Annotated in this window: 21 protein-coding genes and 1 pseudogene; 11 read left to right on the top strand and 11 right to left on the bottom strand. The window is 63.8% G+C overall.

The annotated features are described in order from the left end of the window. Nucleotides 1–6: 6 nt before the first annotated feature. Entirely contained in the window at nucleotides 7–972 is a 966-nt protein-coding gene (locus AC3CCE_RS27125; RefSeq protein WP_352626061.1) for an L-threonylcarbamoyladenylate synthase, read from the bottom strand. Between the two features lie 372 nt (nucleotides 973–1,344). Here AC3CCE_RS27125 and AC3CCE_RS27120 point away from each other — a divergent pair, with 372 nt between their 5' ends. Beyond that, entirely contained in the window at nucleotides 1,345–1,797 is a 453-nt protein-coding gene (locus AC3CCE_RS27120) for a hypothetical protein (protein WP_352512919.1), read from the top strand. Between the two features lie 159 nt (nucleotides 1,798–1,956). Continuing rightward, the gene (locus tag AC3CCE_RS27115; protein WP_488377229.1) at nucleotides 1,957–2,346 is read left to right on the top strand and encodes a hypothetical protein; all 390 of its coding nucleotides are present in this window, start codon (nucleotides 1,957–1,959) and stop codon (nucleotides 2,344–2,346) included. Between the two features lie 75 nt (nucleotides 2,347–2,421). Here AC3CCE_RS27115 and glyS read toward each other — a convergent pair whose 3' ends face one another. The 3 genes from glyS to AC3CCE_RS27100 all read right to left on the bottom strand — a co-directional run bounded on the left by glyS (nucleotide 2,422) and on the right by AC3CCE_RS27100 (nucleotide 6,825). Then, a complete protein-coding gene (glyS, locus tag AC3CCE_RS27110) occupies nucleotides 2,422–4,773 on the bottom strand; it encodes a glycine--tRNA ligase subunit beta (protein ID WP_352626060.1) in 2,352 nt (783 codons plus the stop codon). Between the two features lie 306 nt (nucleotides 4,774–5,079). Then, the gene (locus AC3CCE_RS27105; RefSeq protein WP_352626058.1) at nucleotides 5,080–5,481 is read right to left on the bottom strand and encodes an endonuclease domain-containing protein; all 402 of its coding nucleotides are present in this window, start codon (nucleotides 5,479–5,481) and stop codon (nucleotides 5,080–5,082) included. 399 nt (nucleotides 5,482–5,880) lie between these two features. Beyond that, nucleotides 5,881–6,825, bottom strand: a complete 945-nt coding sequence (locus AC3CCE_RS27100; RefSeq protein ID WP_352512923.1) for a glycine--tRNA ligase subunit alpha — start codon at nucleotides 6,823–6,825, stop codon at nucleotides 5,881–5,883. Between the two features lie 176 nt (nucleotides 6,826–7,001). Here AC3CCE_RS27100 and AC3CCE_RS27095 point away from each other — a divergent pair. Beyond that, nucleotides 7,002–7,441, top strand: a pseudogene (locus AC3CCE_RS27095) (GNAT family N-acetyltransferase). A gap of 209 nt (nucleotides 7,442–7,650) precedes the next feature. Here the strand turns inward: AC3CCE_RS27095 and AC3CCE_RS27090 are convergent. From AC3CCE_RS27090 to AC3CCE_RS27070, 5 genes are all read right to left on the bottom strand, one after another. Continuing rightward, the gene (locus AC3CCE_RS27090; RefSeq protein ID WP_352512931.1) at nucleotides 7,651–9,426 is read right to left on the bottom strand and encodes a tetratricopeptide repeat protein; all 1,776 of its coding nucleotides are present in this window, start codon (nucleotides 9,424–9,426) and stop codon (nucleotides 7,651–7,653) included. A 190-nt stretch (nucleotides 9,427–9,616) separates the two neighbouring features. Continuing rightward, nucleotides 9,617–10,033, bottom strand: coding sequence for a DUF1284 domain-containing protein (locus AC3CCE_RS27085; RefSeq protein WP_352512924.1), 417 nt, complete (start codon nucleotides 10,031–10,033; stop codon nucleotides 9,617–9,619). Between the two features lie 109 nt (nucleotides 10,034–10,142). Next, nucleotides 10,143–10,733, bottom strand: a complete 591-nt coding sequence (locus AC3CCE_RS27080) for a biotin transporter BioY (protein WP_023702054.1) — start codon at nucleotides 10,731–10,733, stop codon at nucleotides 10,143–10,145. Between the two features lie 351 nt (nucleotides 10,734–11,084). Further along, a complete protein-coding gene (locus tag AC3CCE_RS27075) occupies nucleotides 11,085–11,753 on the bottom strand; it encodes a GntR family transcriptional regulator (RefSeq protein WP_023732118.1) in 669 nt (222 codons plus the stop codon). A gap of 87 nt (nucleotides 11,754–11,840) precedes the next feature. Then, nucleotides 11,841–12,857 (bottom strand): polyprenyl synthetase family protein, encoded by a 1,017-nt coding sequence (locus AC3CCE_RS27070; RefSeq protein WP_023668471.1) that lies wholly within the window; start codon nucleotides 12,855–12,857, stop codon nucleotides 11,841–11,843. Between the two features lie 221 nt (nucleotides 12,858–13,078). Here AC3CCE_RS27070 and AC3CCE_RS27065 point away from each other — a divergent pair, with 221 nt between their 5' ends. The 7 genes from AC3CCE_RS27065 to AC3CCE_RS27035 all read left to right on the top strand — a co-directional run bounded on the left by AC3CCE_RS27065 (nucleotide 13,079) and on the right by AC3CCE_RS27035 (nucleotide 17,350). Beyond that, nucleotides 13,079–13,303 carry a putative signal transducing protein gene (locus tag AC3CCE_RS27065; RefSeq protein ID WP_023692106.1) on the top strand — a complete coding sequence of 75 codons (225 nt, stop codon included), beginning with the start codon at nucleotides 13,079–13,081 and terminating at the stop codon, nucleotides 13,301–13,303. Next, nucleotides 13,303–14,097: a tRNA1(Val) (adenine(37)-N6)-methyltransferase gene (locus AC3CCE_RS27060; protein WP_023806760.1), complete on the top strand. Its 795-nt coding sequence runs from the start codon at nucleotides 13,303–13,305 to the stop codon at nucleotides 14,095–14,097. The genes AC3CCE_RS27065 and AC3CCE_RS27060 overlap by 1 nt, the downstream gene beginning before the upstream one ends. A gap of 120 nt (nucleotides 14,098–14,217) precedes the next feature. Then, nucleotides 14,218–15,075 (top strand): S49 family peptidase, encoded by an 858-nt coding sequence (locus tag AC3CCE_RS27055; RefSeq protein ID WP_023687110.1) that lies wholly within the window; start codon nucleotides 14,218–14,220, stop codon nucleotides 15,073–15,075. A gap of 72 nt (nucleotides 15,076–15,147) precedes the next feature. After that, complete coding sequence (locus AC3CCE_RS27050) at nucleotides 15,148–15,333, top strand: membrane protein (protein ID WP_023668475.1); 186 nt, start codon at nucleotides 15,148–15,150, stop codon at nucleotides 15,331–15,333. Nucleotides 15,334–15,359: 26 nt separating this feature from the next. Continuing rightward, nucleotides 15,360–16,253 (top strand): 4-(cytidine 5'-diphospho)-2-C-methyl-D-erythritol kinase, encoded by an 894-nt coding sequence (locus AC3CCE_RS27045; protein ID WP_023747562.1) that lies wholly within the window; start codon nucleotides 15,360–15,362, stop codon nucleotides 16,251–16,253. After that, nucleotides 16,240–16,794 (top strand): molybdenum cofactor biosynthesis protein B, encoded by a 555-nt coding sequence (moaB, locus tag AC3CCE_RS27040; RefSeq protein WP_023732120.1) that lies wholly within the window; start codon nucleotides 16,240–16,242, stop codon nucleotides 16,792–16,794. Before AC3CCE_RS27045 ends, moaB begins: the two co-directional genes overlap by 14 nt. 124 nt (nucleotides 16,795–16,918) lie before the next feature. Continuing rightward, nucleotides 16,919–17,350, top strand: a complete 432-nt coding sequence (locus AC3CCE_RS27035; protein WP_023709898.1) for a GFA family protein — start codon at nucleotides 16,919–16,921, stop codon at nucleotides 17,348–17,350. On the opposite strand, the gene AC3CCE_RS27030 is transcribed toward AC3CCE_RS27035, so the two are convergent. Together AC3CCE_RS27030 and AC3CCE_RS27025 are read right to left on the bottom strand one after the other, a co-directional pair. Beyond that, complete coding sequence (locus tag AC3CCE_RS27030; protein ID WP_023709899.1) at nucleotides 17,340–18,314, bottom strand: hypothetical protein; 975 nt, start codon at nucleotides 18,312–18,314, stop codon at nucleotides 17,340–17,342. The genes AC3CCE_RS27035 and AC3CCE_RS27030 overlap by 11 nt on opposite strands. A 252-nt stretch (nucleotides 18,315–18,566) precedes the next feature. Then, the gene (locus tag AC3CCE_RS27025) at nucleotides 18,567–19,070 is read right to left on the bottom strand and encodes a glycosyltransferase (protein ID WP_023684377.1); all 504 of its coding nucleotides are present in this window, start codon (nucleotides 19,068–19,070) and stop codon (nucleotides 18,567–18,569) included. A gap of 150 nt (nucleotides 19,071–19,220) precedes the next feature. Here AC3CCE_RS27025 and AC3CCE_RS27020 point away from each other — a divergent pair, with 150 nt between their 5' ends. Further along, nucleotides 19,221–20,375, top strand: a complete 1,155-nt coding sequence (locus AC3CCE_RS27020) for a PA0069 family radical SAM protein (protein ID WP_023684378.1) — start codon at nucleotides 19,221–19,223, stop codon at nucleotides 20,373–20,375. Nucleotides 20,376–20,473 lie beyond the last annotated feature (98 nt).

Genomic DNA, 20,473 nt, shown 5'->3' with positions numbered 1-20,473 from the left:
TGGCGCTCAGTCGAGCTTGTCACGGGGGGCAGCGGCACGAAACAGCCGATCGTTGATCGCCTCGCCGAGCCCATCGAACGGGATCGGCTCGACGGCGATCGTCGCCGCACCGCTGCGGTCGAGTTCCTGCAAATACGCGAACAGATTGCTTGCGGCTTCGCGCAAATCGCCTGACGCGGACAGGTTGCGCAAGGCGGCCGCCGCTTGCCAGCCTTCGGCGCGGTCGCCACCAAAGGCCAGCAAGGCCTCGCCTTCAGCCACACTCTGTGCATCGAGCCGCACCGATGCGCTCGGCGCATAATGCGACGCCAGCATGCCGGGTGCCTCGATGCCGGCTGTCGCGCCGCGCTGCAGCTTGATGCCGGTGACGGCCTCGATATCGGCGGCAGCGATGCCGCCTGGCCTCAGCAGCCGCACGCCGTTGCCTTCGACCTTGACGATGGTCGATTCCAGCCCGACCGGGGTGGCGCCGCCATCGACCACCAGCCGGATTTTGGCGCCGAGATCGGCCGCCACGGCTTGCGCCGTCGTGGCGCTTATCTTGCCCGAAGAGTTCGCGCTGGGCGCAGCCAGCGGCCGGCCGAGCCTGGCGATCAGCTCGCCGCCGAAGCCCCTCGGCATGCGGAGCGCGATCGTATCGAGCCCGGCGGTGACCAGCGGATGGATGCCGTTGCCGGGTCGGAGCGGCAGCACCAGCGTCAGCGGCCCCGGCCAGAATGCCTCGGCCAGCCGCTTCGACAGCGGGTCGAAGATCGCAATGCGCTCGGCCATCGCCAGATCGGCGACATGGGCGATCAGCGGATTGAAGCGCGGCCGGCCCTTGGCTTCGAAGATGCGGGCGACGCCAACGCCATTGGTGGCATCGCCGGCCAGTCCGTAGACGGTTTCCGTCGGGATGGCGACAACTTCGCCGCCCTCGAGCAGCGCCAACGCCCGCTCCATCGCTTCGCCGACGGATAGTATCTCAGCCACTCGCTTCACCTCACAGGCGCCGGACCTAAAGCGCGTCGCGCTGAACCGGATTCATGCGACGCGCTTTAGGTCTTTGTTTTGATGCATGTCGTTCTCTCAAAACCGGGGCCACTTTTGAACGACATGCATTAGAGCGGTTCAGCGGTTCGCTGAAACGCTCTAAGTATTTGTTTTTGCGCAATTCCGGACGGAAAACCGCTACTCACTTTTCCTGGAATTGCTCTAATACGGCAGTGGTTTTCGGGCAAGCCGGCGTTGGCGAATTATCAATGCCTAAAATGCTACGTTTCCCTGCAAGCCGGCATCAATCCACTGGGGTTAAGGCTATTTGCGGTTAGGGCTGGCGGCTTGTCGGGCAAGGGGACGGTTTCGATGTCGATGCGTGTGCTTGGAGCGCTTGGTTTCACCCTGGCGGCGATGACTGGTGGGGCGCACGCCTCGTCGATCGTCTTTCTCGGCGTCTCGACCTCGACGCCATCGGTCATCAAGGTTGGCGGATCCGAACCGGTCAGGATCGCCTCGTCGCCATCGATCGTCGCACTCGGCGATGCCCAGCCCGATGTGACTTATGAAAAGGTCGCGGCGATCCCCGAAAAGCCTAGGCAGGACCCGATGATCATTCGCGGCGGCATCGTCGGCGGCGCCTTCGCCGCGCCGGCTCCGGCCAGGGCGAGCGCCGCGGCGCCGGCAACTGAGCCGACGGCAGAGACCGCACCAGCCGGAACTGCAACGGCATCGAACGGCAAGCCCGAGTCGCAACCGGCAGCGCCGCAGCCGGCAGCAACACCGCAGCAGCTGATCGAGGGCGTCGGCAAAGCCGAGTAGGCCATTCAGCCAAAACAGTCGGCCAAGACAGTCGGCCGATCCATGCCGCTTGACGCGGATCGACGCCCCGGCGCACGATCGGCTTGGCGGCGGCGGCCCCAATTTCGCCAATCGGGTTTGGCATGAGCGCGCCGGGTTCTAGGAGAGCGAGGGGTTATCATGAACATGACGAAATCTTTGACTATTGCCGGCCTGTTGCTGGCGTCACCTATAGCTGTCGGCGGCGCGCAGGCCGGTGACGAGCTAGGGTCCTACGTCGCGCGCATTTCCGATCGCGACCACCATGCCAGCGACGGCTATGGGCTGAGCAGCGCAGCACAGATGGTGCGGCAGGACCGTGCCAACTGGCACAAGTTCCACCGGCGCGATGCCGACGACCAGGGCGATGACTGGTTCCGCAGCAACGATGATCGCGCGTATCTGGAACGCATGCTGAAGCGCGGTGGCGCGATGAGCTCCTCGACACGGAACGCCATCGTCAATGGCGAGCCGCTGATCCAGGTCGACGTCTATTCAGACAGCGTGCATGTCAGCATTTTGGAGGACTGACGGGTCAGCCTCGGGAGGACTGAAAACAAGACGGGCGGCGTGTGAACGCCGCCCGTGTTCGGGCTTGTCCGTCGCTTAGCCAGCTATTCTGGAAAAATCCGCGACCTGATCGGTGGCCGTGCGGATGCGAGCCAGCAGCGCCAGGCGGTTGGCGCGCACGGCCTGGTCCTCATCATTCACGAGAACGCGTTCAAAGAATGAATCAACCGGTTCACGCAACACGCTAAGCGCCAGCATGGCGGCGGAAAAGTCTTCGTTTTGAATCGCTTCGCCGGCTTCTCTCTCCGCCTGATTCACCGCCGCAAACAGCGATTTCTCGGCCTCCTCGCGAAACAGCGCCGGCTCAACAGTCGCGGCGACACGCGTTTTCTTCTTCTCCTCGGCAGCCAGAATGTTGGCCGCGCGCTTGGTGCCGGCGAGCAGGTTCTTGCCGTCCTCGGTGTCGAGGAAGTAGCCGAGCGCTTCGACGCGGCGCACGATCTGCAGGAGGTCATCCGACTGCGGCGTGATGACCGCATCGATGAGATCGTGGCGGGCGCCCTGGTCGCGGAGATAGACTTTCAGGCGGTCGTGGAAGAAGGCGATGAGGTCGGAGCGATAAATCTGCTCCGCCCTCACTTCCAGCGTTGAAGCAGCATTCTTATCGAGATAGTTCGCCCACTCGTAAGCGCTCCCAAAGATGGGTGTCAGCGCCAACCGGATACGATTCTCAATCAATATTCTAACCACGCCCAACGCCGCCCGGCGCAGCGCATAGGGGTCTTTTGATCCCGTCGGCTTTTCATCTATTGCCCAGAAGCCGACCAGCGTGTCGAGCTTGTCGGCCAGCGCGACGGCAATCGACACCGGATCGGTCGGCACGCGATCAGACGGACCTTGCGGCTTGTAGTGCTCCTCAATGGCGGATGCGACCGACGGATGCTCGCCCTGCAGCAGCGCATATCTGCGCCCCATGGCGCCTTGCAGTTCGGGAAACTCACCCACTGCTTCGGTCGTGAGATCGGCCTTGGCCAGCACGGAGGCTCGGCCGGCGAGCGCGGTAATCTCCCCCCTTGAGGGGGAGATGTCGCCGAAGGCGACAGAGGGGGTCGTCTCGCGTGGAGCGCCAACTCCCTCTTTCTTCGAGAGACCGGGCGGCGTCGCGGCAGCCGAAGCGACCCCCTCTGGCCTGCCGGCCATCTCCCCCTCAAGGGGGGAGATTGACTGCGCCACTGTTGGCGCCAGTTCCTCCGCCAGCCGCTTGATCCGCTGCACCCGCTCGCCTTGCGTGCCGAGCTTGGCGTGGAAGGTGACGTTGAGATGGTCGAGGCGGGCCATGCGCTGGTCGAGCGGTTTCTTCAGATCGAGGCCGAACTTTTTTGCCGATGCCTCGAGCTCTCCCAGATCGGGCAGATCGCCCTGGTCGGTCTTCCAGAAATACAGCGCGTCCGACAGGCGGGCACGCACCACCTTGCCGTTGCCGTGCGCGATCTCCTTGCCGCCGTCCTTGGCCTCGATGTTGGCGGTGAGGATGAAGCGGTTGGAGAGGTTTTCGCCGTCGCCTTGCGGCCGGGTGACAAAGCATTTCTGATTGGCGCGGATGGTCAGCCGGACCACCTCGGGCGGAATGGCGAGAAAGGCCTCCTCGTATTCGCCCATCAGCACCACCGGCCATTCGACCAGGCCCGACACTTCTTCCAACAACCCTTCGTCCTCGACCAGATCGAGCCCGTTGGCGAAGGCGAGGTTGCGGGCGTCGGCAAGGATGATCTCCTTGCGGCGGTCGCCATCGAGCACGACCTTGGCCGCTTCCAGCTTGGTCACGTAATCGTCGAAGCGGCGCACGGTGATTTCACCCGGCGCCATGAAACGATGGCCATAGGTGATATTGCCCGAGCGGATGCCATCGATCTCGAAATCGACCACCACCGGCTCCTCGGTCTCCGGGCCGAAGGTGCACAGGATCGTCTGCAGCGGCCGCACCCAGCGCAGCGAACCGGGCTTCGCCGAAGCCGGCCCCCATCGCATCGATGTCGGCCAGGGGAAGCCGCGAATGATGGCCGGCACCAGTTCGGCGATGATTTCTTCCGCCGCCCTGCCCGGCTTCGAAATATGGGCGACGTAGAAGTCGCCCTTCTTCGGATCGGAATGGACATGCGCCTCGGCAGCCGAGGCAAGACCTGCCTTGCGCAGAAAGCCCTGCACCGCCTGTTCCGGCGCCGTCGTCGACGGCCCCTTGATCTCCTCGTGGATATCCTTCGAGCGCGCGGTCAGGCCCCTGACATCGAGCGCCAGGCGCCGCGGCGTCCAGTATTCGCGCGCGGCGTCATAGGTCAGACCCGCCTCGACCAGACCGTCGGTCAGCATCTTCCTGAGATCGCCCGCCGCCTTGCGCTGCATGCGGGCGGGGATTTCCTCGGAGCGGAGTTCCAGCAACAAATCCGGCATCAGAGTTTCTCCACCCGCATGCCTTCTCCCTGATTGCGCGTCCTCGCGCCTCCGGCGCTGCGGGCGCGCAGCCGGGCCGGTATTTCCTCGGAGCGAAATTCCAGCAACAAATCCGGCATCAGAGTTTCTCCACCCGCATGCCTTCTTCCCGTTTGCGCGTCCTCGCGCCTCCGGCGCTGCGGTTGCGCGGCTGGGCGGGAATCTCTTCCGAGCGGAGTTCTAGAAGCAGGTCAGGCATGGTCAGGCTCCCACCCTCCCCTCGATGGGGAGGGTCGGCGCGCAGCGCCGGGGTGGGGTGGCGACCTCTCAGCCGCCGATACCTTCGGCACCATCGCGCAAACGCAGGTGTGATTTTCGTTCTTCCACCGCCGCATAGATCCTATCGAGCACGGAATCCAGTTCGTTTTTGATTTCATGGTTCCAGAAGCGGATGACTCGATAACCCTGGCTCTCAAACCATTTCGTTCGACGTTCGTCATGGTGCTGTTGGCCATCGAAGCTGTGATGGACACCGTCCACCTCAATGATCAGCTTCAGCCGGTGGGAGGTGAAATCAGGGAAGTAAACGCCTACCGACGCCTGCCTGCGAAAATGAGTGCCTTCTACTGGAATGCGCCACAGATGCCGCCACAGGATGCGTTCCTCGTCGGTCATCGCCGCGCGAAGCCTTTGCGCAGACTGCAGCTTGAATCGATCGAGTTTTGGCATGGAAACGTCGCGCTGTCACCCCCACCCGCCGCTTCGCGGCGACCTCCCCCATCTAGGGGGAGGTAAGAGGGCATAGCAACTCGGCTGACCGCTGTTTCCAGAAATTTTGACCGCCCCTGTCGGGCCGCAACCAGCCCGCCCGTCCTTGGATCAAAGATTTCCATGAACCAAACGCAGCGCTGAAGCGACCAACGCTCAGGCAGGGAACTTATTGGCTGAACGACCATGAAAACGGCATCGAGACTCCTCCAGATCATCGCGCTCAGCGCCTGTTTCGCCGCGCAAGTGCATGGCGCCTTCTCAATGCCGGGCGTACGGCAGGCTATGCGGACCATGGCGGGGTCGACTGGCCCGATGTTGGCCCCAATCAACATTTCCCTCGAAATGATGAAGTGAGCCTCAGGCGGCGAGCCCGCCGGCACGGGTCTGCAAAAATGCCTCGCCGCAGGCTTTCGCCAGATTGCGCACCCGCAGGATGTAGCTCTGCCGCTCGGTCACCGAAATCACGCCGCGCGCATCGAGCAGGTTGAAGACGTGGCTGGCCTTGATGCACTGGTCATAGGCCGGGAAGACCATGCGGTGCATCGGCAGATTGTCGTTCAAGGCCGGGGCGCCGGCCGCGAGCAGCGCCTTGCATTCGGCTTCGGCGTCCTCGAAATGCCTGAGCAGCATGGCGGTGTTGGCATATTCGAAATTGTGCCTGGAATATTCCTGCTCGGCCTGGAGGAAGACCTCGCCATAGGTGACTTTTTCAGCACCTTCGCGCCCGTTGAAGTTGAGGTCGTAGACATTGTCGACGCCCTGCACATACATGGCCAGCCGCTCCAGGCCGTAGGTCAGTTCTCCCGCCACCGGCGCGCATTCGATGCCGCAGACCTGCTGGAAATAGGTGAACTGCGACACTTCCATGCCGTCGCACCAGCACTCCCAGCCGAGCCCCCAGGCGCCAAGCGTCGGGCTTGCCCAGTCGTCCTCGACGAAGCGAATGTCGTGCAGCAACGGATCGACGCCGATCGCCTTGAGCGAGCCGAGATAGAGCTCCTGCAGGTTCGGCGGGTTGGGCTTCAGGATCACCTGGTACTGGTAATAATGCTGCAGCCGGTTGGGGTTTTCGCCGTAGCGGCCGTCCTTGGGCCGGCGCGAGGGCTGGACATAGGCGGCGTTCCAGCCCTTGGGCCCGAGCGCGCGCAGCGTGGTGGCCGGATGGAAGGTGCCGGCGCCGACTTCCATGTCGTAAGGCTGCAGGATGACGCAGCCATAGGCGGCCCAGTAATTGTGCAGGGTCAGGATCAGCCCCTGGAACGAGCGGCTGGGATGTATATGGGCTGGACTGTCTGACGTCACGGCGGCCTCGGAAAGCGCTGAAATGATGCCATTCCCTAGTTGCCGGGCCGGCTAGCGTCAAGGCAGCGCCTATCGCCGCCTTGATGAGAGGTTGAACGCTTTGCTTCGGACTGGCCCATTGCCGGACGGTGCCGGTGGCCGTTTGCTCGCCCAGCTTCAACGACAGAGGTTCAGCCATGCAAGGCCAGCTCACCGTACGCCCCGTCACCCGAGAGGATTACGAGCAATGGCTGCCGCTGTGGGACGGCTACAATGCGTTTTACGGCCGCTCGGGCGAGACCGCCCTGCCCGGTGACATCACTGCAATGACATGGTCGCGCTTCTTCGATGCCTATGAGCCTATGCATGCGCTGGTCGCGGAGAGCGAAGGCAAGCTTCTCGGTCTTGTCCACTATCTCTATCACCGCACTGCTATCTGCAGGACCTCTTCACCAATGAGGCGTCGCGCGGCAAGGGCGTCGGCCGGGCACTGATCGAAGACGTCTATACCAGGGCGCAAACCGCAGGCTCCAGCCGCGTCTACTGGCTGACACACGAAACCAACCACACGGCGATGAAGCTCTACGACAAGATCGGCGATCTCTCGGGCTTCGTCGTCTACCGAAAGCTGTTCTAGAATGAGCGCCAACGCTGGGTCTGCGCCCCGTCGCTTCGCTCCTTGCTCCGCCATAGAATGACGATCGCGATAGGGCGTCTCTATCTCTTTGTTTCTGTCGCAATTCCGAGCGGAAAACCGCGCACACTTTTCCTGGAATTGCTCTAAGACGCCAAGCCGAAACAAAAACGGGGCTCAGCGAGCCCCGTTTCATCAGAAGTATGGCCCGATCACCCCTTCGGCGCTGGCGGGGTGGCCGGCTTGACCTTCGGGGTTTCCTGCGCCGTGTTGGATTCGATCGGCGGCAGGCCCTTCATCAGCTTCTGCTGCAAAATGGCAAGCACATCGGGATCCGGCTTCAGGTCGCGCGCCTGGTTCCACTGGAAAGTGGCTTCGAGCTTGCGGCCGACGCGCCAATAGGCATCGCCGAGATGGTCGTTGAGCACCGGATCTTCCGGCTTGAGCGACACGGCGCGCTCCATTTCGCGCACGGCGTCGTCGAACCGGCCCATGCGGAAATAGGCCCAGCCCAGCGAATCGACTATGTAGCCGTCGCTCGGCCTGAGGTCGACGGCCTTTTGGATCATCGCCAGGCCTTCCTTGAGGTTCATGTTCATGTCGACCCAGGAATAGCCGAGATAGTTCAGCACCTGCGGCTGGTCGGGGAACAGTTCCAGCGCCTTGAGGAAGTTCGGTTCGGCCTTGGGCCATTCCTTCAGCCGCTCATAGGCGATGCCGCGCTGATAGTAGATGTTCCAGTTGGCATTGGTCGGCGTCTTCAGCACCGCGACCGCCTTGTCATAGAGAGTGGCGGCGGAGCGGAAATCCTCCTTCGAGGCATAGACCCCGCCGAGCGCCAGATAGGCGCGCATGTCATCGGGGTGAGCTTCGACGAATGTCTTCAGATGGGCGATCGCCTCGTCGTGACGGTTGAGATCGGCAAGGTTGAGGCCGAGCTGCAGGTCGGAAAGCTCTTTCAGAGGCGAAGAGGCTGGAATGCGGCTATAGAGGGCAATGGCGCCTTCGCCGTCCTTCAACTGCTCCGCAACGGCGGCAAGCTGCACCAAAGCGGCGTCGCTGTCGGGCTTGAGCGCGAGCGCATATTGCAGATAGAGGCGCACGAACGGCTCGCCGCCGCCGCGATTGAGCGCGATGGCGAGGTCGAGCAGGATTTCAGCGGCGCCTTCGGAGGGACTGGCGACGAAGGGCTCGATCTTGTCGCCCTTGCTGATCCTGTCGCGAAGCGCCTGGATGTCGAGCTTGCCGGGCGCGAACGCCTCGGCCTTGTCGAGCACGTAGAGCGCCTTGTTCTTGTTGCCCTTGCGCGCCAGGAAAGACGCGTAGGCCTGGGCGTTGCGCATCCATGTCTCGGGCGCGGCACCGCCGGCCGTGACGTCGGTCAGGGTCGCGTCATAAAGCGCGTCGGCCTTGTCCGACAGGCCTGCGGCATCGGCGATCAGCGCGCGGTGGAAGGACTTGAACAGGCCGAACCAGTCAGGCCCCTGCAGTTTGTCGATCGAGGCCATCGCCCCGGTGGGGTCGCCGGCGCCCTCTTGTGCCCAGCCGGACATGACGCCGGAAATCAGCCGGTCGAGATCGGATTCGAGCGACAGCTTGAGCCAGTACTGCGCCTTGGTGAAATCCTTCTTGTGGAAGGAATCGACCGCCAGAGCCAGACGCGAGAAGCGCTCGACGTCGGGAACTGCCTTGAGCTTGTCGGCATAGACCAGCGATTCCTCGAAGCGGCCTTGCGCGATCAGCGACAGCATCAGGCTTTGCTGCAGCGAGGTGTCGCCGGGATTGAAGGCGAGCGCCTGCTTGTAATAAGCGATGGCATTGTCGAGGTCGTTGTCGCCTTCGGCGATGCGGGCGGCGAGATAGGCGCCCGAGAAGGAGGTGATCTTGACCGGGTCGGTCGATTCCTTGGCGTAGGCAGGCAGCGGAGAAATCGCCATCCCTGCCACAATTGCCAGCCCCGCGAGCCAGCGCGCACGTCCTTGCCGCATCGTATCCCTTTCAGCCAAGCGCCATCCCGCGTCGGCGCGGAGAAGCCATAGACTCGATGTTTCCTGACAAAGCATGGCCTTTTTGGGGTCAGGCTTCAATCCGGGCCGAATTCACAATCGGGTCACCCGATTAACAAACCATGGCGACACACACTGTCGGTTCGAGATAATAGCAGATCGGGGTTGGGAGCTACAGCCTGACATCGCGATATCCGCCTGCCGCTATCGTGCTGCACAGGCCGGCCCACTCGCAACCCTGGCAGGCCTCACGCGTCACGCCGGCTGAAAAGGCCGCGCGCAAGGCGGCAAGCGTTGCCGCGTCGAGGCTGAAGCGGACGCCGGCCCGGATCGGCCGGGCCAGCAGCTTGCCGACATCGCGTGCTGCCAGCTCGTCGCGGCCTGCGGCGCTTTCGCGCAAGCAGTGGGGCTCGGCCTCGCCGAGCAGCGGCCGACAGATGTCGTCGGGGCCGGAGACGATCAGAATATCCTCGCCCCGGCCCAGACGTTTCGCGATCACGTCATAGTTGGCGACGAAGGCTGCGCTGTACCCTTCGCCGATATAGGTCAGCAGGCAAAGCAGATGGTGGGAGCGCAGCCGGACGGTCATCGGTCAGGACGCGCCAGCGGAGCCTGTTCCATCCCGATGGTATCGGGATGGGGCTCCATCTTTTTGTTTGAGCATGATCTCTTCCGAAAACCGGACTCATTTTTCGGGATCATGCTCCTGCCGGGTCCGCCTTACCGGAAAACAGCTTGAGCGTCGCGGCGCCGAGCGCCGATTTCAGCAGGCCGCCGACGAGGAACGGCAGGAAACCGAAGGCGATGGCCTGTTCGAGGCCGATCATGACGGCGAGCCAGGCCGTTCCGAGAACCAGGCAGGCGAGGTTGCCGAGGACCATGCCGGCGAAGGCGAGCAGCACGCGGTTGCCGTTCCAGCCGCGCTCGGCCAGCCAGCCGACAAGCGCGCCGACGAGCGGGAAGGCGAAGAGATAACCGCCCGTTGCCCCGACGAAATACGACGCGCCCGCTGCCCCTCCGGACAGGACAGGAAAGCCCACGGCGCCCTCGGCGAGCCAGGCGATGATGGTCATGGCGCCAAGCCGCCAGCCATAAAGTGCGCCGACCAGCGTCACGGCGAAGGTCTGCATGGTGACCGGCACCGGCACCATCGGCACCTCGATCTGGGACAACAGCGCCAGAAACAGCGTACCGAGGACGACGGCCGCGGCCTGCCAGCTATGCGAGCGGGTTTGCAGGCGCAACGGGCTGAAGGACGGCTTGGACGGCGAAAAGGCGATGTCGGTCATGGTTGCTTCCTAGCTGGTTTGAAATTATAGATAATTTTATTGTTCGATCTATCATCGAATCCATATTTGCGCGGGAATGGCAACCCTCACCCCTAAAGGCTTGGGCTTGCGTGTCGAATAAAGGACATTTGGAAAGGCTGGCGGGACAGCACCCCCCTCTGTCCTGCCGGCCATCTCCCCCGCAAGTGGGGAGATCGGATGTCGCCTTTGCTTTCGCCAATGGCCGACGTTGCAGGACTAACGCAACGGCAAAGCTGTTGAGCTCCCCCCTTGCGGGGGAGATGTCCGGCAGGACAGAGGGGGGTGTGAAGGATCGCTACGCGCGGAATCCGACGACTTGTCCCTTCGTCCCTACCCGACGATGGCAAACGCTTCGCGCATCTTGCCCGACGCGGTCTTGACCGGTTTCTGGCCGATCCACTGGACGTGCCGGCCAAGCGTGGCCGCGGCCGATTCGGTGTTGCCTTGCCGCAGCGCGCTCAGGATCGCGCGATGATCCTGGTCGGTGCGGATTTCCCATTCCGAGCGCCATGCGGCGAACAGGAAGCGGGCGCTTGCGGCGTGCAAATCGTCGATGGTGGCGATGAGCCGCGGCATGCCGCAGGGCGCCAGGATCAGCCGGTGGAAGGTGCGGTTGGCCTCCTCCCAAGAGCGGACATCGCGGGATTTGTCGCCGGCCTTTGTGGCTTCTTCGGCAAGATTGAGAATGGAAGCCGTCAGATGCGGCGCGGCATGGCGCAGCGCCAGCACTTCGAGGGCTGCGCGCATTTCGGCGACTTCCCTGACTTCGCCGAGGTCGAAGGCGGCGACGCGTACGCCCCGCCTGGGCTCACTGGCCGCCAGCCCTTGCGCCTCTAGGCGCCGAAAGGCCTCGCGCACCGGGACATGGCTGGTCTGGAATTCCTCGGCGATGTGATCCTGCCGCAGCCGGGCGCCGGGTTCGATCGCACCCGATATGATGCGATCCGCCAGCACCTTGCTGATGCGCATGGCGATGGTGTCGTCTGCGGTCTTTGCCATGTTTTATAGATAATTTGCACTGCTGCCGATTGTCGAGCGGTGATTGCCCGATTTTGCATGCAAACTTTCTTTGGCGCCAGGCGCGGATCAGTTCACCCGGCTGATGCAGAAGTCGATGACGTCGATCAGCGCCGATTTCTGCGGCGTCGCCTCCAGCGGCGCCAGCGCGTCACGGGCGATCTCGCCGAAATGGCGGGCCCGTCCGATGGTGTCGGCAATGGCGCCATGGCGGGTCATCAGGCCGATGGCCTTTTCCAGTCCGGCATCGTCGGTGACATTGTCCTCGATGGCGCGCTTCCAGAAGGTGCGCTCGGCCTTGGTGCCGCGCCGGTAGGCGAGGATGACCGGCAGCGTAACCTTGCCTTCGCGGAAATCGTCGCCGACATTCTTGCCCAGCTCCTGGCTGGAGCCGCCATAATCCAGCGCATCGTCGATGAGCTGGAAGGCAAGGCCGAGATTCATGCCGTAGGAGCGCAATGCGGCGCGATCGTTGCGCGTCGCCGATGCGATGACCGGACCGACCTCGGCGGCAGCCGAGAACAGCGCCGCGGTCTTGGCCTTGATGACGGCGAAATGCTCGTCCTCGGTGGTATCGAGGTTCTTGGCGGCCGCCAGCTGCATCACCTCGCCCTCGGCGATGATCGAGGCGGCGCTGGACAGGATGTCGAGCGCTTCCAGCGAACCGACATCGACCATCATGCGAAAAGCCTGGCCGAGCAGGAAATCGCCGACCAGCACGCTCGCCTGGTTGCCCCAGATCATGCGGGCAGTCTTTTTGCCGCGCCGCATGCCGCTCTCGTCGACGACGTCGTCATGGAGCAGCGTGGCGGTGTGCATGAACTCGACCGCGGTGGCGAGCTTGACGTGGCCCTCGCCGGAATAGCCGAACATCTGGGCCGCCGCGAGCGTCAGCATGGGACGCAGCCTTTTGCCGCCCGACGAGATCAGATGATTGGCGACCTCCGGGATCATCTCGACGTCGGAGCCGGCCTTGGACAGGATCAGTTTGTTGACGCGCCCCATATCGGCTGCTGTCAGGTCGATGAGATCCTTGATGGAGGCGGGTTCCCGCTTCCCGTTTTCGATGTTGAGAACGACACCCACCAACAAACACTCCCGTCTTTGATCACGCGTGCGACGGCACCCTGGTCCCGCCTGGGACTCTAGGGCGGCACATACGGGCACGGCAAGAGGCGAATTGGCGCGGCTGCGGTGACGGCGTGTCAACCTTAGCGACCGCATGCCGTTGCCCGAAAACCGCTCCACACTTTTCGGCGCCATGCTCCAGCGTTTACATCAACGCTGCAACCTGCGAACTTCGTCCGATGATAGAACTCGTGCGCACCAACGATGCCGTGATCATCTCCTTTGTCGAATCGCTGATGCGCGATGCCGGGATTGCCTGCTTCGTCGCCGACCAGAACATGAGCATTCTCGAAGGGTCGATCGGTCTTTTGCAGAAGCGCGTCATGGTCGATGCCGACCAGGCCGATCAGGCGCGGCGCATCTTGAAAGACGCCGGCATCGAGAACGAAATCCGCCAGACATAATGGCTGAAGCGAGCGCGCTTACCAGCGATACGCCGGCCCATACGGTCGATGCCTTCCATCGCGGCCGCTTCTGGCTGGTCCAGCCCAGGACAGGGCATCGCGCCGGGATGGATGCCATGATGCTGGCGGCAGCAGTTCCATCCGGCTTTGCTGGACGCCTCGCCGATTTCGGCGCCGGCGCCGGTGCGGCGGGTCTTGCCGTGCTGTCGCGCTGCCCAGAGGCGCAGGTCGTGCTCGTCGAACGGTCGACCGAGATGGCAGGCTTCGCCACAACCACGCTCGCCCATCCCGGCAATGCGCATCTCGGCAATCGCGCCTCGGTGCTGACCGCCGACGTCACGCTGTCGGGCCGGGCGCGGACGCAAGCCGGCCTTGCCGACAATTCCTTCGATTTCGTCATCATGAACCCGCCCTTCAACGCGGCGCAGGACCGCGCCACGCCAGATCCGCTGCGGCGGCAAGCGCATGTCATGGACGACGGGCTGTTCGAGAGCTGGATCCGAAGTGCGGCTGCCGTCGCCAAGCCGCGCGGGGGCCTGGCCGTCATTGCGCGGCCGGAACAGCTTGGCGACCTCCTCGATGCGCTGTCGGGCCGCTTCGGCGACGCCGAGATGCTGGCCGTGCATCCGCGCCCGGAAGCAGCCGCAATCCGCATTGTGGTCAGGGCAGCGCTCGGCGCGCGCGGCAAGCTGTCGATCCGCCCGCCTTTGATGCTGCATGGGCAAACGGGCGACGGCCCGTCGGAACGAACCGAGATGATCAACAACGGACTGGCGTCGCTGTTTGGCGATTGATTTAGGCCCGTCAGTGTCGTTGCCGCAAAACCGGCACACAGTTGGCTGAGATGGATTGCAGCATTGCCGTTGACCGGCAAATCCCTACATGCGTTGAAGCCATTTGGAGACAGCCACCTCGTGAAACGCCTTTTCAACCGCCTGCTGCCGAAATCCTGGCGATCCAGCGTCGTCACCATTCCCGTCATCAGGCTGCATGGCACCATCATGGCCGGCGGCGGCCCGTTCCGGCCGAGCCTGTCCTTGGCGTCCACCGCCGCCCTCATCGAAAAGGCGTTCCTGTTCGATGCGCCCGCCGTCGCCATTTCAATCAATTCGCCTGGCGGCTCGCCGGTGCAGTCGCGGCTGATCTTCAAGCGCATCCGCGACCTCGCGGTCGAGAAGAACAAAAAGGTGCTGGTCTTTGTCGAGGATGTGGCGGCCTCGGGCGGCTACATGATCGCGGTCGCCGGCGACGAGATCTTTGCCGATCCGTCCTCCATCGTCGGTTCGATTGGTGTCGTCTCGGCCTCGTTCGGCTTTCCCGAGTTGATGAAGAAGATCGGTGTCGAGCGCCGTGTCCACACCGCCGGCCAGAACAAGGCGGTGCTCGACCCGTTCAAGCCGGAGAAGAGGGAAGACGTCGAGCGCCTGAAGGCGCTGCAGCTGGAAGTGCACGAGACCTTCATCGACCTGGTCAGGGAACGCCGTGGCACCAAGCTGAAGGACGATCCGGACCTGTTCACCGGCCTGTTCTGGACCGGCAAGAAAGGGCTGGAGCTTGGCCTCGTCGATGCGTTGAGCGACATGCGCACGGTACTGAAAACCCGCTTCGGCGCGAAAACCCAGCTCAGGCTGGTCACCGCGCCGCGTGGCCTGTTTGGCCGCATCGGCCTGTTCGGCTCGAACTTTTCAGCGCCCGATATTGCCGCCGCCGCCGCAAGGGGCGTGATCGATGCGGCGGAAGAGCGCGCATTGTGGGCGCGCTTCGGGCTTTGAAAAAGCGGGGAAAGCGTCTAGCATGAGCGCTTGACAGTCTGCCTTGCCGTCTTGCGAGGGAGGAGCTTTGAAATGCCACAGATCATTTTCTTCGCAGTTGTCGGCGCCGCCGCTTATTTCGGCTACCGCACCTTCGTCCGCGAGGCCGAACGTGTGACCGCCAAGGTGCGGCGCACCGAAAAGCAGGCAGCCAACGGCACCAACGGCACGCTGGTCCAGGATCCCAAGACCGGCGAATACCGCCTGGCCAAGGACTGAGCATCATCCCGTCAGCAGCCGACAGTTTGGATGCCGCAGCCCGGACGTGGCTTGCGCCCGCCAAGATAAATCTGGCGCTGCACGTCACCGGCAAGCGCGCCGACGGCTACCATCTGCTCGAGAGCCTGGTCGTTTTCACCCGCTTCGGCGACAGGGTCGAGATCGAGCCTGCCGACGCCGACCGGTTCTCCGTATCGGGCCGTTACGCGACTTCCGTGCCGATCGACGACAGCAATCTGGTGGTGAAGGCGCGCGAGGCGCTGCGCAGGCAGGCCGGCCAGCAGAGCACGCCGCCGGTTGCCATCCGGCTGGAAAAGAACCTGCCGATCGCATCCGGCGTCGGCGGCGGCTCAAGCGACGCGGCGGCGGTATTGCAGGGTCTTGTCCGGACCTGGGGGCTCGACATCGGCGAGGCCGAACTGAGCCGGATCGGTCTCACGCTCGGCGCCGACGTGCCGATGTGTCTTGCGGCAAAACCGCTGGTTGCGCGTGGCGTCGGCGACGAGCTGTCGCTGGTGCCGGATTTTCCGGCGCTCGCTTTGGTGCTGGTCAATCCCGGCGTCGCCGTCTCGACGCCTGATGTGTTCAACGCACTTGAGAAACGCGACAATGAGGGATTGCCGCCGCTGCCGCGTGCATTTGACTTCCACAGTGTCCGCAACTGGCTGGAGATCACCCGCAACGATCTCGAACCGGCGGCGCAGGCGATCCAGCCGCCCATCGGCCGAGCGCTTTCCCTGCTGAACAGGGCCGGATCTGGATTCTCGCGCATGTCGGGCTCCGGCGCGACATGCTTCGGACTGTTCGAGACCGGCAATGTCGCCAAGCGCGCCGCCGCCGAGATCCGCAGCCGCGAACCGGAGTGGTTTGTCGCCGCGACACGAAGCATCGCTTCAGAGGGGGCCGATGACCAAAATTGACGAAAGCCGCCCCTTCATCCCGGTGCGCATCGCGGTGCTGACGGTGTCCGATACGCGCAGCCTTGCCGACGACAAATCAGGGCGGACGCTGGCCGATCGCATCGTCGAGGCCGGCCATGTCCTGGCCGCGCGCGACATCGTCACCGACGACCGGGAGAAAATCCGCGACAAGGTGCTGGGCTGGTCGCGCGACGAAGACATCGATGTCGTCATCACCACCGGCGGCACCGGTTTTACCGGCCGCGACGTGACGCCGGAGGCGCTGGAGCCGATCTTCGAGAAGCGCATGGATGGCTTTTCCGAAGTGTTCCACCGCATTTCCTACGACAAGATCGGCACCTCGACAGTGCAGAGTCGGGCGACGGGCGGCGTCGTCAACGCCACCTTCGTCTTCGTGCTGCCGGGCTCGCCCGGCGCCTGCAGGGACGCCTGGGACGGCATCCTGAAACCGCAGCTCGACTACCGCCACATGCCCTGCAACTTCGTCGAGATCATGCCGCGCCTGGACGAGCATTTGCGGCGCGGCAAGGCCGCCTCGTAAACCAAGGCAAAGCCGGCCAAGTGCTGCCTTTGTCAGGCAGAATGGCGGCTGCGCCTTCGAGAGGTCATTTCCTCCGGGTCGTCGGGCGGATAGTCTGTCGCCAAGTCAAGACGGAAGAGATCCAATGAGCGCGCACCGCGGCGGCTGCCATTGCGGCAACATCCACCTGACGTTCGAAACGGGAATCGAGCCGGCCGAGGTGGAGATCCGCGCCTGCCAGTGCGCGTTCTGTGTCCGGCATGGTTCGCGCGCCGCTGCCGATCCGCAGGGCCGATTGATCGTCTCGGTCGAGGACGAGGCGCGGCTGCACCGATACCGGTTCGGATTGCGCACCGCCGATTATCTCATCTGCCGGGACTGCGGCGTCTATGTCGCTGCTGTGACCACCGACGGCGAACCGAGAGCGATCGTCATCGTCAATGCGCTGGATGACCGGCCGCGGTTCAACCGCGAGCCGGTCCCAATGGACTATGATGCCGAGAACAAAGAGGGTCGCATTGCCCGGCGGCAAGCGCGCTGGATGCCGGTCGAGATCCGCTCCGGCGTCAGCGGATGACCGGCTCGCCGTGGAAGCGGCGGCGCGAGGGCGGCGAGACGCCGAAGCCGACCTCCATCATCAGCCGTGGCGTGGTGGACGGCACGGTGCCCATGTGGAAGCCGAACGGGTCCTCGACGAAGCCGAGGCCGGCCTCGCCGGTCAGCGTGACCGGGCTGTCGTCGCCATAGACCTTGAGCACGTCTTGCGCCGGATGGCCGACCAGCAGCGTCAGCTGGTGCTTGAGGCTGCGCCTGTTGTGGCTGGCTTTGACATAGACATGCGGGCCGGTGCCGGCATCGCAGGGCTTGAGATAGAAGAAGAATTTCAGCATCCGCCAGTCGTCGAGATCGAAATGATATTTGCCGAGCGAGGCAAGGTTCTTGTCGGCGTCGGAAGCCTCGCCGGTCGGAAAGCTCCACCAGACACGCGTGGTGATCAGCTTTGCCTGCCCGCCCAGATAGTGCTGGGCGATGTCGAGCAGCAGCGGGTCGTTCTGGATGGCGAGTGCCGCCTTGCAGCCGAGGATGCGCTCGAAATAGTGTCCGCTGAGCAAAGAGCGGCCGAACCGCTTCTCGGCTTCTGCGTGTTCTCCGGGCATGAATTCGAGCCGGCGGTCGAAATTGCCGAAGCACGGCGTGCTCTGAGCAAAGCTGGCGATCTCTTCGTGGATTGCCTGCGGAAGGACCAGTCCGGAGAACAGGCCATCGGCGCGCAGCGCCGCGACGATCGACTTGAGGTCGACGCCCCTGAACATCGTCGCTCCGGCACTCTGCGCGGGGCGCGCGGCTTTGGCGCCAAGCCAGTGCAGTTTGCGCGCCGGCATGGTGCGGGCAAGCACGAACATCGGCAGCCATGCGGGATTTTCGCGCAGGTCGGACAGATAGGTCGGGATACGCACCGCAATGCGGCGGAGCAGGCTGCCGTTGCGGGCAATGGCTTCCAGACTGGGGGCGCCGGATTTGTCAGGGGACGAAAGGTTCATCGGGGTCCTCAGATATGAACGGCAGCAACGACGACGCGGCGCTTGCTTACCGCTCCGGCACTACCCAAACCCCGATATCCCGCATCAACGGAATGCTAATCCCGCGTCAGCTTTTGTGCAATGCACAATAGGTTTTTGCGGCGAAAAAGAGGGATGGTGCTGCGACCGTGCCAATGCGGATGAGACGCCGACGCTGCCCCTCATCCGCCCTTCGGGCACCCTTCTCCCTGGGAACGGGAAAAGGGAGAAACATCACTTCTTCGGCGCCAGCCAGATTTCGGCGTCGAGCCGCCTGGTGGCGAGACCGCGCGCAAGGGCTTCGGCGCTGTGCGCGTTCTTCGACAGGGCAGCGGCCTGGCGCTTGCTGATGACCAGCCCTTCGGCCAGCGCCCGGTTGCCCGAAAACACCCGTGACAGGAACGGCGTGCGGCTGCCGCGCGCACGGGAAAAGCGCGCCGGCATGGTTTGCCGGGCCGTGTGAGCGACAACGTCGTCGATCCAGCCCTCCGCCAGCCTTGCGCCGGGTTCCAGAAACAGCAGCCAGTCACCCTTCGCCTGCCTGATTCCCGCGGCAATGCCGCCGGCCACGAAGTGGCAGCCGGCATGATCGGCAACCCGATGCGTCTGGTCGGTCGAGCCGGTGTCGCAGACGATGACATCGCGCACCACGCCCTCGACCGCGCCGCCGATCAACGAGGCGAGCGTGCGGGCAAGGCCTTCTTCGTCATCCCGGGTTTCGATGAGAACGCTGAGCATTTTTAGCCGAATAGCGGAAAGCCCGGCGCAGCGCCAGTTGTGCATGGCCCAACGAAAAAGTTCTTGCTTTGTTCTCATCAGCGAAATAGGATTATTTTCATGAACAGAGCGATTCGACAGCCAGCCGACAGTCCTTGGGAAAGGGCCAAAATGGAACATATCGTGCGTGCGGACATTGCTGCTTTCGGAGCAGGGCGAGCCGAGATGGCCAATGCGATGATCGAACAGAGCGGCATGCGCGTCCGTCCGGATCGCAACCGCGGCCGTTCCGCGGGCATCAACCCGTCCGGCCGGTTCGAGCCGGTCAGCCGGCATGTGTTCGACGACGGCTGGAATTCGCTGGAGGAATTGCCGCCGTTCAAGACCGAAGTGCAGGTCGAGAAGCCGCGCACCATCATCACCCGCAACGAATCGCCCGACATTTCCTTCGACCGCTCGATCAACCCCTATCGCGGCTGCGAGCATGGCTGCGTCTATTGCTTCGCCCGGCCGACGCATTCCTTCATGGGCCTGTCGCCGGGGCTGGATTTCGAAGCGAAGCTGTTTGCCAAGCCGGATGCGGCGCGGCTGCTCGACAAGGAACTGTCGAAGGATGGCTATCAGCCGCGCACCATCGCGATCGGCACCAACACCGATCCCTACCAGCCGATCGAGAAACAATACCGGATCATGCGCGAGATCCTCGAAGTGCTGGAGGCGCGCGGCCATCCGGTCGGCATCGTCACCAAATCCCATCTCGTGACGCGCGACATCGACATCTTGTCGCGCATGGCCGAACGGGGCTTGGCCAAGGTGGCGCTGTCGGTGACGACGATGGACCGCATGCTGGCGCGCACCATGGAGCCACGCGCGTCGACGCCGACCAAGCGGCTTGAGGCGATCCGGCAGCTTTCCGATGCCGGCATCCCGGCCTCTGTCATGGTGGCGCCGATCATTCCCGGCCTGACCGACCAGGAGATGGAGCGCATCCTCGATTCGGCACGCGCCGCAGGCGCCCGCGAGGCCGGCTATGTCATCCTGCGCCTGCCGCTCGAGGTGGCGCCGATCTTCAAGGACTGGCTGTTGCGCCATTATCCCGACCGCTACCGGCACGTGATGTCGCTGATCCGTTCGATGCGCGACGGCAAGGACTATGATTCGGAATGGGGCAAGCGGATGAAAGGCGCCGGCCCCTATGCCTGGCAGATCGGCCGGCGCTTCGAGATCACGGCCAAGCGGCTCGGCCTCAACGCCGAGCGGCGCACGCTCCGAACCGACCAGTTTGTCGCCGCCGCCAAGGCGACCGAGCAGCTGATGCTGCTCTGAGAGTAGCGCCTGCCCTGCCCTCGTGGTTGGCAGGCGACCCAAGAATCCCGTCCGGCCTGTCCCCCGGCCTGCAGACGGTGCCCTCCCGGTCTTGCCCC

It is taken from the genome of Mesorhizobium sp. P160187 (assembly GCF_057766425.1).
The sequence above is the reverse complement of the archived record's forward strand: the minus strand, read 5'-3'. Positions and strand labels throughout refer to the sequence as shown.

What these genes read in the sequence shown, in the direction of transcription:
- AC3CCE_RS27075 (WP_023732118.1), bottom strand. Translation starts at nt 11,753, where the DNA reads ATGGCAAAGACCGCAGACGACACCATCGCCATGCGCATCAGCAAGGTG.
- AC3CCE_RS27065 (WP_023692106.1), top strand. Translation starts at nt 13,079, where the DNA reads ATGATAGAACTCGTGCGCACCAACGATGCCGTGATCATCTCCTTTGTC.
- glyS (WP_352626060.1), bottom strand. Translation starts at nt 4,773, where the DNA reads ATGCCGGATTTGTTGCTGGAACTCCGCTCCGAGGAAATCCCCGCCCGC.
- AC3CCE_RS27020 (WP_023684378.1), top strand. Translation starts at nt 19,221, where the DNA reads ATGGAACATATCGTGCGTGCGGACATTGCTGCTTTCGGAGCAGGGCGA.
- AC3CCE_RS27115 (WP_488377229.1), top strand. Translation starts at nt 1,957, where the DNA reads ATGAACATGACGAAATCTTTGACTATTGCCGGCCTGTTGCTGGCGTCA.
- AC3CCE_RS27060 (WP_023806760.1), top strand. Translation starts at nt 13,303, where the DNA reads ATGGCTGAAGCGAGCGCGCTTACCAGCGATACGCCGGCCCATACGGTC.
- AC3CCE_RS27105 (WP_352626058.1), bottom strand. Translation starts at nt 5,481, where the DNA reads ATGCCAAAACTCGATCGATTCAAGCTGCAGTCTGCGCAAAGGCTTCGC.
- AC3CCE_RS27025 (WP_023684377.1), bottom strand. Translation starts at nt 19,070, where the DNA reads ATGCTCAGCGTTCTCATCGAAACCCGGGATGACGAAGAAGGCCTTGCC.
- AC3CCE_RS27050 (WP_023668475.1), top strand. Translation starts at nt 15,148, where the DNA reads ATGCCACAGATCATTTTCTTCGCAGTTGTCGGCGCCGCCGCTTATTTC.
- moaB (WP_023732120.1), top strand. Translation starts at nt 16,240, where the DNA reads ATGACCAAAATTGACGAAAGCCGCCCCTTCATCCCGGTGCGCATCGCG.
- AC3CCE_RS27080 (WP_023702054.1), bottom strand. Translation starts at nt 10,733, where the DNA reads ATGACCGACATCGCCTTTTCGCCGTCCAAGCCGTCCTTCAGCCCGTTG.
- AC3CCE_RS27085 (WP_352512924.1), bottom strand. Translation starts at nt 10,033, where the DNA reads ATGACCGTCCGGCTGCGCTCCCACCATCTGCTTTGCCTGCTGACCTAT.
- AC3CCE_RS27035 (WP_023709898.1), top strand. Translation starts at nt 16,919, where the DNA reads ATGAGCGCGCACCGCGGCGGCTGCCATTGCGGCAACATCCACCTGACG.
- AC3CCE_RS27030 (WP_023709899.1), bottom strand. Translation starts at nt 18,314, where the DNA reads ATGAACCTTTCGTCCCCTGACAAATCCGGCGCCCCCAGTCTGGAAGCC.
- AC3CCE_RS27120 (WP_352512919.1), top strand. Translation starts at nt 1,345, where the DNA reads ATGTCGATGCGTGTGCTTGGAGCGCTTGGTTTCACCCTGGCGGCGATG.
- AC3CCE_RS27090 (WP_352512931.1), bottom strand. Translation starts at nt 9,426, where the DNA reads ATGCGGCAAGGACGTGCGCGCTGGCTCGCGGGGCTGGCAATTGTGGCA.